Below are 9,897 nucleotides of genomic sequence, written 5' to 3' on the forward strand. Positions count from 1 at the left end.
CGCGCGCACATTCGCAAAGCGGTGAAGAGATCTTCCCCAGGTGGCAAGTCCAGTCGAGGAGTCTATGCTGCGGCGCGAAGGGGCAAGAGATCGCGAATGAACGTCCTCGTGACCGGCGGCGCGGGTTTCATCGGCTCGAACTTCCTGAACCTGATGGTGCCGCGCTACCCAGCGCACCGTTTCGTCTGCGTCGACAAGCTGACGTACGCGGCGAACCTGCAGTCGCTCGAGGCGGTGTCCGGCGCGGCGAACTACGCGCTCGAGCGCGTCGACATCGCCGACTGGGACGCGGTCGATCGCCTCTTCGCGAAGGAGACGCCCGACCTCGTCATCCACTTCGCGGCGGAGAGCCACGTCGATCGCAGCATCCTCGGCCCTCGCGACTTCGTGAAGACGAACATCGAGGGGACGTTCAACCTCCTCGAGGCGTGCCGCAAGGCGTGGGGCAACACCAAGGAAGGCGCGAAGAAGCAGGGCCTCTTCCACCACGTCTCGACCGACGAGGTCTACGGCTCGCTCGGTGACGAGGGCCTCTTCACCGAGGAGACGCGCTACGACCCCTCGAGCCCGTACTCCGCGAGCAAGGCGTCGAGCGATCATCTCGTGCGTGCCTATTCGCGCACCTACGGGATGCCCGTGAAGATCACGAACTGCTCGAACAACTACGGTCCGCGGCAGTTCCCCGAGAAGCTCATCCCGCTGATGATCCAGCACATGCTCGAGCGGAAGCCGCTGCCGATCTACGGCAAGGGCCTCAACGTGCGTGACTGGCTCTACGTCGACGATCACTGCGAGGCGATCTGGGCGGTGATCGAGCGCGGCGTGGTCGGCGAGACCTACAACGTCGGCGGCAACTCGGAGAAGAAGAACATCGAGGTCGTCGACACGCTCTGCGCGATCGTCGCGCAGGAGACGGGCACGAAGGTCGACGAGCTGCTCGGGCTCAAGACGTACGTGACCGATCGTCCGGGCCACGACCTCCGCTACGCGATCGACGCGACGAAGATCCGTCGTGAGTGCGGCTGGACGCCGAAGGAGACCTTCGAGACCGGCATGCGCAAGACGGTGCGCTGGTATCTCGACAACCGCGCTTGGGTCGAGGCCGTGAAGAGCGGCGAGTACCGCAAGTGGATGGACGCGAACTACGGGGGACGCTGAAGATGTCGATCCAGAAGGGGATCATCCTCGCGGGCGGATCGGGCACGCGCCTCTGGCCGATGACGAAGTCGGTCAGCAAGCAGCTGATGCCCATCTACGACAAGCCGATGATCTACTACCCGCTGACCACGCTGATGTTGGCGGGGATCAGCGACGTGCTGGTGATCACCACGCCGCACGAGCAGGCGCTCTTCAAGAACCTGCTGGGCGACGGCGCGCAGTGGGGCATGTCGATCCGCTACGCGGTGCAGCCGAAGCCCGAAGGGCTCGCGCAGGCGTTCCTCATCGGCAAGGAGTTCATCGACGGCCAGCCCTGCGCGCTGGTGCTCGGTGACAACATCTTCTACGGCCACGGTCTGCAGGGCCTGCTCGAGGACAGCGCGAAGCGCGACCAGGGCGCGACGGTCTTCGGCTACTGGGTGAAGAACCCGCAGGCGTACGGCGTCGCGGAGTTCGACGCCGAGGGCAAGGTGATCGGCCTCGAGGAGAAGCCGCAGAACCCGCGCTCGCACTACGCGGTCGCCGGCCTCTACTTCTACGACGCGCAGGTCGTCGACCTCGCGACGAGCCTCAAGCCGAGCAAGCGCGGCGAGCTCGAGATCACCGATCTCAATCGCGTCTATCTCGAGCAGGGCAACCTGCGCCTCGAGAAGTTCGGGCGCGGCGTGGCGTGGCTCGACACCGGCACGCCGGAGTCGCTGCTGCAGGCTGCGAACTTCATCCAGACGATCCAGCAGCGTCAGGGCCTCCAGGTCGCGTGCCCGGAGGAGGTCGCGTTCCGCAAGGGATGGATCAAGGCGAGCGACCTCGAGAAGCTCGCCGCGCCGCTCGCGAAGACCGAGTACGGCCAGTACCTGATCGCGATCGCCACCGACGGCCCCGCGCGATGAAGGTCACCCAGACCACGCTCCCGGGCGTGCTGCTGATCGAGCCGCAGGTCTTCGGCGACTCGCGCGGGTTCTTCCTCGAGACGTTCTCGGCGAAGCGGTACGAGGAAGCGGGCATCCGCGGGCCCTTCGTGCAGGACAACATGTCCAGGAGCGCGAAGGGCATCGTGCGCGGGCTGCACCTGCAGAGCCCGAACGCGCAGGGCAAGCTCGTCTGGGTCGTGCAGGGCGCGGTGCTCGACGTCGCGCTCGACGTGCGCGTGGGCTCGCCGACGTTCGGCAAGTGGGTCGCCGAGGAGCTGAGCGAGGACAACAAGCGTCAGCTCTGGATCCCGCCGGGCTTCGCGCACGGCTTCGCGGTCACGAGCGAGAGCGCGGTGTTCGCCTACAAGTGCACCGAGTACTACGCGCCGAAGGACGAGGTCGGGGTGCTCTGGAACGATCCCGAGCTCGGCATTCCGTGGCCCGTGATCGAAGCGGTGGTGTCGCCGAAGGATCGCGCGCATCCGCGGCTGAAGGACGTCGATCAGGCGCGACTGCCGAGGTACGTCCGATGACGACGCTGCTCATCTCGCCCGACGGGATGCTCGGGCGCGCGTTCGTGGAAGCGCTCGGTGAGGGCTTCACCGGCGTGTCGTATCCGCAGATCGATCTCACGAAGCCGGAGACGATCGCGACGCACCTCGCGCCGGGGATCACACGCGTGATCAACTGCTCGGCGTACACCGACGTCGACGGCGCGGAGACGAACGAAGCGCTCGCGAACGCGATCAACGGGCACGGCGTGGAGGCGCTCGCGAAGCGCTGCCGCGAGATCGACGCGACGCTGATCCACTTCGGCACCGACTACGTGTTCGACGGCAACGCGACGAAGCCGTACCCGGTGTCGGCGCCGCTCGCGCCGCAGGGCGCGTACGGGCGCAGCAAGGCGCTCGGCGAGACGCTGCTGCGGTCGAGCGGCGCGCAGCACATCTACGTGCGCACGAGCTGGCTCTACGCGCCGTGGGCGAAGAACTTCGTGCGCACGATCGCGTCGCTCGCGAAGACCAAGAGCGAGCTCAAGGTCGTCGACGATCAGCGCGGACGGCCGACGAGCGCGGAGCATCTCGCGCGCACGACGCTCGCGCTCTCGGAGCGCGGCAAGCGCGGCACGTGGCACGTGACCGATGGCGGCGAGTGCTCGTGGTTCGAACTCGCGCGCGAGATCGTGCGGCTCAGCGGGTCGAGCTGCGTGGTGCACCCGTGCACGACCGCGGAGTTCCCGCGCCCTGCGAAGCGTCCCGCGTACAGCGTGCTCGATCTCGCGGAGACCGAGAGCGTGCTCGGCGCGATGCCGGACTGGCGCGAGAACCTCGCGAGCGTGATGGCGCGGCTCGAGCCGTAGTCTCTCAGCCGGAGGGAGGTCGCGCGTCGTCGTCGGCCGGGCAGCGCAGCGCCGCGGCGACGCGCGGGTGTCGCGCGACGATCTCGTCGATGCGGATGCGCCCCGGCGGATGCGTGCGATCGCCTTCGGGCGAGCAGATGGGCTCGAGCGTGCGCGCCAGGTAGCGCGCGGCGTCGTCGCCGCTGCGCGCTTCGAGATCGGCGGCGAGGATCTCGGCGGCGATCGCGTCGGCACGGACCTCGGCGTCGCGCGCGGGCTGCAGGCCGACGGTGGGTCCGATCGCGACGTGCCCGAGCTCGTGGGCGAGCAGGAACGCGATGCGCTCGCGAAACGCCGGGCCGTCGGGCGTGGTGTCGCTCGGGTCGCGCGAGACGAGCAGGAAGCCGGGGCAGAGCGTGAGCGACTCCGCGTCCTTGGTGACCCACGCGTCGTCGACGAGGAGGTGCTCGCCGCAGCCGACGCGCAGCGCGCGCGGGACGTCGCCGCGGGTGCTCGAGAGGTCGACCCAAGCGAGCGTGGCGCGCTCCAGGCGCCGGATCGCAGAGCCGTCGGAGTGCCGCGCGGCCAGCGCGAGCGCGCGGAGGCGCTCCATCTCCTCGCGCACCGCGGTCTCGAGCGGCGCGACGCGGCGCGCGATCTCGAGCCCACGCGCCTTGCGGACCAGACGTTCGACCGCGTCGCGACGCTCCGCCGGCTGCGACGCGACGTAGGCGCGCCACGCGTCGAGCGAGGGCACGTCCACGCCGAGCTGCGCCGCGACGATCGCGAGGACGGTGCTCTCGATCTCGCGGATCAGCGCTTTGTGGCGGGATGCGCGGTCGTCGGCGGCCTCGGCGGTCGCGCCGCAGAGGCGCGCGTAGGGGCTCGCGCACTGAGGGTCGCCGTCGTCGGCGCGCGTCGTGGCGCGCTCGTCGCCGATCGCACGACCCCGCGCGCCGGGCGCGGTCGGGTGCCCCGGCGTGGCGGCGCAGCCCGCCACGATCGCGAGGATCGGAGCGAGCAGAGCACGGCGGAATGGACGCGAGGACGGCATCGCGCGGAGCTGAGCGAGGGCTCAGCAAACCGCGGGCCGCGCGCGACGATTTCGCGGACGCGCGCGATCTCGAGACCGTCTCGAGCGCGACCCTCCAGAATGCGGGGATGAAGCCAGCGGCGGCGCTCACGTTCTTGTTCGTGTCGCTGGTGCTGGCGCCCGTCGCGTCCGCGCAGGATGTCGCGCCGCCTCCTCGGCGCTGGACGCTCGAGATCGCGCTCGACCACGGCGTCATGCTCGATGCCCCCGAGGGCGCGCCGCTCCAGGCGCTGCCGAGCGGGAGCTTGGACGTGCGATTCCACGCACCGATCGGGCTGGGCGGGATGGTGCGCGTCGACGCAGTGCAGCTCGCGCTGTCGCGGCTCGCGCTCGAGCTCGGGCCCGCCGCGCGCGTCTGGCTGCATCGCGATGGTCCTCGCGGCCTGCAGCTCGGCGGCTCGCTCGGGCTCGCGGTCGACCTGCGCTTCGACGGCCCACGCCCCGGGCTGCTCACCTCGATCTGCGTGCTCGACGACACGGGGCGGCGCTGCCGCGGGCCCTACGACGGCCGCGTCGGACCCTACGGGACCGTGCAGCTGGACTACCGTGAGCACGCGTTCTTCGTCGGCATCGCGGTGCTCGCGCGCTGGCTCCCGCACGATCTACGCGGCCCGCAGCGCGACGGGGAGCACGCGTCGTTCTCCGCGCTGCTGCGCGCGGGCGGCGAGATCGAGCTGTGAGGGCGATTACGAGGACGTCGCTCCGAAGCGCTCGGCGGTCAGCATCTCGACGAGGGACATCGCGACCTGCGCGCCGTCGGTCGCGGCGCTCAGCGCGTTCGTGCGTCGCCCTGCGGCGTCCCCCACCACGTGCACCCGCGGCATCGACGTCTCGCCCACCGCGTCGCTCCGCACGAGCCCCCGCTCGTCCAGCGCGAGCCCGGCGTAGAGCGCGACGTCGGAGGAGCGCGCCGCCGGATGCAGGAAGAGCGCGCCGCACGCGACGTGCTCGCCGCCCTCGAGCTCGACGCCGCGCAGCGCGCCGTCCTCCGCGACCACCCGCGTCACCGCGCGCGCCTCGATGCGCACGCCGGCCGCACGCAGCGGCGCGAGCTCGCTCTCGGGCACGTCGGTGCGCCCGTGCAGCAAGAGCACGAGCTCGCGCGCCCACGCGCGCAGCGGCAACACGGTGCGCGCCACGCCGCGCTCCAGCGCGAGCACGGCCCACGTCATGTCGGCGTGCTCGAAGCCGTGGCAGTGGGCGCACGAGAACGCGTCGCGGCCCCACACCTCGCGCAGCCCCGCGAGCTTCGGCAGCACGTCGACGATCCCGGTCGCGAGGATCACGCGCCGCGCGCGCAGCACCGCGCCGCTCGCGAGCTCGACCCGCACTCCGCTGGTCTCGCGTGCGAGCGAGGCCACGCGACCGTCGATCACGTCGACGCTCGGATACCTCGCGAGATCGGCGCGACCGCGACCCCGCAGCTCGTCGGGCGAGACACCGTCGTGCCCGATCCATCCGTGGGTCGCGAGCGCGCTCGCGTTGCGCGCCGGGCCTCCGTCGACGAGCAGCGTGCGCATGCGTGCGCGCCCGAGCACCAAGGCGGCCGAGAGCCCCGCCGGCCCGGCACCGACGATCACCACGTCGTGCGTCGGCGTCATCGCTGCGCTTGATAGCGGATGACGACCTCGAAGCGCGCGTCGCCGTCCTGCCCGCCCGAGATCACGCGGCTCGGGAGCCTCGTGAGCCGCATCAGCTCGATCACCGCCTCGATGCCGCCCAGGAAGTCGTCCCACATGCGCCGCGTGTAGCCGTGGAACTCGTCGAACGAGAAGTGGATGTGCCCTTCGCGCGCGTCGATCACGGTGATGCGCCCGCCGTCGACGTAGCGCGACACGATGCGGGTCGCGTTCACGAGCGCGCTGCGCGGTGAGACCACGAGCGAGATCACGCGGAACAGCGTGGAGAAGTCCTCGACCACCGCGGCGCGCGAGAGCTCGCGGCACACCCCGTCGTCGGTGGCGCGGGATGGAACCTCGCGCTCGATCGACGCGAGCAGCGCGTCGTACCAGCTCGCCGGATACCAGCCGTTCGTCACGATCTCGCCATCGCGCAGCGCGACACCGCCGGGGCCCTCGACGCGCGAACGCACGCGCACCAGCACGTCGTCGCCGTAGCGCCGCTCGAGCGCGCGCAGCGTGCCGTGGAAGTTGACGCCCTTGAGCCTGCGCTCCTGCATCGCGCGCCGACACCTTACCGGATCGACGCCGCGAGCGCGCGGCAGGTCACTCGTCGAGGAATCGGCGCAGGCGCGTGATCAGCTGCGTGCTCGCGTAGGGGCCGAGCGTCTTCTCGGACGAGAGGCCGTCGATGCGATCGAGCGCCTGCGCGAGATCGGTCGCATCCCACGCCACCGGCACGCGCCCCAGCGACTGGAAGCGCTCGGCGGTCGCGACCTGGTGATCGTTGCGCGTCTCGCGCAGCGCCGCGCGTCGCGGCATCACGAGGATCGGCTTGCCCAGCTCGAGCGCCTGCAGGATCGAGCCGGTGCCCGCGTGCGCGACGATCACGCTCGCCTCGCGATAGCGCGCGAGGAAGTCGTCGGGCTCGAGGAAGCGCGTCCACTTCACGTGCCTCGGCACGTAGTCGGCAGGCCCGATCTGCGCGAACACGTCGGCGCGCTTGCGCGCGGCGGCCCACTCGTCGACGGCCTTCACCATGCGGTCGAAGGGCATCTGCGCGCCGACGGTCACGAAGATCACAGGATCGCCCCCGCGTACTCGGGCCCGCCCGCGCGCTCGAGCTCGCGCCACTGCGTGAGCCAGAGATCCGCGAAGGGGCCGACCTTCGCGCCCGACATCGAGAGCTCTTCGACGTTCGCGATGCTGTCGACCCAGATGGTCCGGCACCCGAGCGACTTCCCGAGCACGATGCCGAAGAAGCCGGGGAGGGCGCCCGTCGAGATCACGACGTCGGGTCGCTCCGCGACGAGCACGCCGAGCACGCGCGCGGCGCACTTCACGAGACCCACGCGATCCCAGCGCGTCACGTCGGGCACCACGCGCAGCTTCTCGCCTGGCACGTGCGAGCGATACGTCTCCGAGACCGTCACGTAGACGACCTGGTGCCCTTCGAACGCGGGGCGAAGCCGCATCAGCTCGATCCAGTGCCCTCCGCCGGAGGAGATCGCGAGGATCTTCTTCCGACCTCTCCGGCGGGGCTTGAGCAGGCGTCCGATCACTCGCGCGTCGCGCTCCAGAACGCCTCGACGTTGCCGCTGCGGTCCGGGAGCGTCGAGTACTCGTCGGCGATGCCGACGACCGCGTAGCCGACGCCCTCCTTGCGGCCGAGCCGGTTCGCGAGATCGCCGAGCTGCGTCACCGTGATCGCGCCCGAGGGGACGACGACGAGCACTCGATCGGCGAGACGCGCCGCGCGGCGCAGCTGCTGTCCGTTGAGCGGGCCTTCCCATGCGGTCGGGATCAGGCGCTCGGTCTCGTCGCTCATCGGCGTCGAGCTCAGCACGCCGTAGGGCGCGACCGCGCTGACGATGGTCGGCGGGCCGAGGAGCTCGAACGAGCCGCCGCGCTGCACCTGCGTCGGCGCGGCCTCGAACTCCTGGGTCGACAGGCCCGCCGAGGGGCCCGCGCTCGCCGGGAGCGAGCGCCGCCCGATGTCCACCGGGATCGGGCTCACCAGCGTGTCGCGCCCCATCTCGATGAGCGTGGTGTCCGTCCAGTCCGCCGCGAGCTGCTTGGCGAGCTCGGTGGCGAGCGGCATCTCGTGCTCGGTCGCGCCCACGACGAGCATCGTGCCGGTCGACTTCGGGACGAAGTCGTCCATGTCGGCGACGAGGTCGCCCGCGGCGCTGGGATCACGCGGCCACGTCGTGGTGCCGACCACCGGCCCGTTGCCCCAGAACGAGATCTCCGACGCGGTGTGGAGCTTGAGCCCGCGCAGCTCGCGCCCGACGACCACCACGAGCACGAGCAGCACGAGCGCCAGCGGGACGCCCGCCGCGACGTAGTACTTGCGCTTGCTGGGCGCGGCGCTCTCGGGCGCGACCGCGCGCGCGATCACGCGGAACCCGGTGTCCGGGTTCTCGATCATGTTCTGCAGGCGCGCGCGGTGGTTCTGCAGGTTGTTCAGCAGCGTCTGCTTCACCTGCACGTCGGCGAGGAGCGCGGTCGCGTCGCCCTCGATCGCCGAGAAGGCCGCGACACGCTGCTGCGCTTCCTGCGCGAGCCGCTGGAGCTGCACCGAGCGCTGCCGCGCCGCCTCGAGATCGGCCGACGCGGTCGCGAGCGCGGTCGCAGCGGTCTCGAACGTCGAGCTCGCGCCCATCGACACCGAGCCGACCTTGCTGCCGCCACCCGAGCGCACGCGCTCGCGCAGCGCGCGCACCTGGCGGTCCGCCACCTGGAAGCGAGGGTGATCCTCGGAGAGCTGCCCGCGGAGCTGCTCTAGGTGCGCCTCGGCGCGCGCGAGCTCGGTCTGATCGACCGACTCGCTCTGCGACGAGACGACCTGCATGCGCGGCTGGCGGCGCACCTCTTCGCGGAGCTCGCGCACCCGCGCCTCGAGCGACGCGATCTCGGCCGCCGCGAGGTCCGCCTCGGCGCGCAGATCGGCCGCCTGCTCGAGCGCGGCCTCCTGCTCGGTCGTGAGGTCGGTGACGCCGTGCTCGGTGCGGAACGCGTCGTAGCGCGAGCGCGTCCCGTCGAGCTCCTGGCGCGCCGCGACGATGCGCCCGTCGAGGTTCGCGATCTCCGTCTCGATCTCACGACGGCGCGCACCGAGCTGGTACTCGATGAACGTGTCGACGATCGTGTTCGCGAAGCGCGCCGCCTCTTCGGGCGTCGTCGAGTGCGCGGTGATCGTCACCAGGCCCGCCTCGGCGTCCTGGGTGTTCTCGAACAGGTTCTGCAGCGCGGCGAGGGGCACGGGATCCATGCCCATGCGGTGGCGCACCTCGCGCAGGACCTCGTCACGCCGCAGCGACTCCAGGCGCGAGGGCAGGTCGCGCCGCACGTCCTGCGACGACGCCTCCGCGCCCTCGGCGAGGGGCTGCACACCCTCGAAGCGCATGGACGCGCTCGAGTCGTAGTTGTGCTTGATGACGAATTTCGCGAGGACGACGCCGACGACGACGCCGATCACGGCGGCGACGAGCAGCCACCATCGTCCGCGTCGGATCGCACGGAGGAGCCGCGCTGGCTCCACGGGGAGGCCGGGTCGGCCCCGGCTCGGAGCTTCGCCGCTCTCGGGGGCCTCGGCCTGGTCGTTCTGAGCGGCCATGTGGAATGCAGCTGGGGGCCGAGTTTTACGCCGATCCGGCGATCGGTCCAGGGGTGGAGAGAAGCGTTCTTCCTGGGGGGCTCGGAACTCTCGCACGGTACCAGAGAGCCATGGGCACCGGGTGTGATTCCGACGAGCAGCGCACGCTTTGATCCCGG

11 protein-coding genes are annotated in these 9,897 nt (G+C 71.0%); 5 read left to right on the plus strand and 6 right to left on the minus strand.

The features are described 5' to 3' along the window. Window positions 1–96: 96 nt before the first annotated feature. The 4 genes from rfbB to rfbD are packed head-to-tail and all read left to right on the plus strand — an operon-like array spanning window position 97 to window position 3,429. Window positions 97–1,158: a dTDP-glucose 4,6-dehydratase gene (rfbB, locus tag I5071_RS10575; RefSeq protein WP_236605303.1), complete on the plus strand. Its 1,062-nt coding sequence runs from the start codon at window positions 97–99 to the stop codon at window positions 1,156–1,158. 2 nt (window positions 1,159–1,160) lie between these two features. Then, complete coding sequence (gene rfbA / locus I5071_RS10580) at window positions 1,161–2,048, plus strand: glucose-1-phosphate thymidylyltransferase RfbA (RefSeq protein WP_236605304.1); 888 nt, start codon at window positions 1,161–1,163, stop codon at window positions 2,046–2,048. Continuing rightward, window positions 2,045–2,602, plus strand: a complete 558-nt coding sequence (gene rfbC, locus I5071_RS10585) for a dTDP-4-dehydrorhamnose 3,5-epimerase (protein WP_236605305.1) — start codon at window positions 2,045–2,047, stop codon at window positions 2,600–2,602. The genes rfbA and rfbC overlap by 4 nt, the downstream gene beginning before the upstream one ends. Further along, window positions 2,599–3,429: a dTDP-4-dehydrorhamnose reductase gene (gene rfbD / locus I5071_RS10590; RefSeq protein ID WP_236605306.1), complete on the plus strand. Its 831-nt coding sequence runs from the start codon at window positions 2,599–2,601 to the stop codon at window positions 3,427–3,429. Before rfbC ends, rfbD begins: the two co-directional genes overlap by 4 nt. A 4-nt stretch (window positions 3,430–3,433) precedes the next feature. On the opposite strand, the gene I5071_RS10595 is transcribed toward rfbD, so the two are convergent. Then, entirely contained in the window at window positions 3,434–4,462 is a 1,029-nt protein-coding gene (locus I5071_RS10595) for a hypothetical protein (protein ID WP_236605307.1), read from the minus strand. A gap of 107 nt (window positions 4,463–4,569) precedes the next feature. Here I5071_RS10595 and I5071_RS10600 point away from each other — a divergent pair, with 107 nt between their 5' ends. Next, window positions 4,570–5,181, plus strand: coding sequence for a hypothetical protein (locus tag I5071_RS10600; RefSeq protein WP_236605308.1), 612 nt, complete (start codon window positions 4,570–4,572; stop codon window positions 5,179–5,181). Window positions 5,182–5,187: 6 nt separating this feature from the next. Here I5071_RS10600 and I5071_RS10605 read toward each other — a convergent pair whose 3' ends face one another. The 5 genes from I5071_RS10605 to I5071_RS10625 form a co-directional block, all read right to left on the minus strand. Continuing rightward, window positions 5,188–6,102 carry an NAD(P)/FAD-dependent oxidoreductase gene (locus I5071_RS10605; protein ID WP_236605309.1) on the minus strand — a complete coding sequence of 305 codons (915 nt, stop codon included), beginning with the start codon at window positions 6,100–6,102 and terminating at the stop codon, window positions 5,188–5,190. After that, the gene (locus I5071_RS10610) at window positions 6,099–6,680 is read right to left on the minus strand and encodes a hypothetical protein (RefSeq protein ID WP_236605310.1); all 582 of its coding nucleotides are present in this window, start codon (window positions 6,678–6,680) and stop codon (window positions 6,099–6,101) included. The genes I5071_RS10605 and I5071_RS10610 overlap by 4 nt, the downstream gene beginning before the upstream one ends. A 46-nt stretch (window positions 6,681–6,726) precedes the next feature. Beyond that, entirely contained in the window at window positions 6,727–7,203 is a 477-nt protein-coding gene (locus tag I5071_RS10615) for a glycosyltransferase (protein ID WP_236605311.1), read from the minus strand. Beyond that, window positions 7,200–7,595, minus strand: a complete 396-nt coding sequence (locus I5071_RS10620) for a hypothetical protein (RefSeq protein WP_236605312.1) — start codon at window positions 7,593–7,595, stop codon at window positions 7,200–7,202. The genes I5071_RS10615 and I5071_RS10620 overlap by 4 nt, the downstream gene beginning before the upstream one ends. Before the next feature lie 83 nt (window positions 7,596–7,678). Next, window positions 7,679–9,601, minus strand: coding sequence for a GumC family protein (locus tag I5071_RS10625; protein WP_236605313.1), 1,923 nt, complete (start codon window positions 9,599–9,601; stop codon window positions 7,679–7,681). Window positions 9,602–9,897 lie beyond the last annotated feature (296 nt).

The organism is Sandaracinus amylolyticus (genome assembly GCF_021631985.1).
GTDB lineage: Bacteria > Myxococcota_A > Polyangia > Polyangiales > Sandaracinaceae > Sandaracinus > Sandaracinus amylolyticus_A.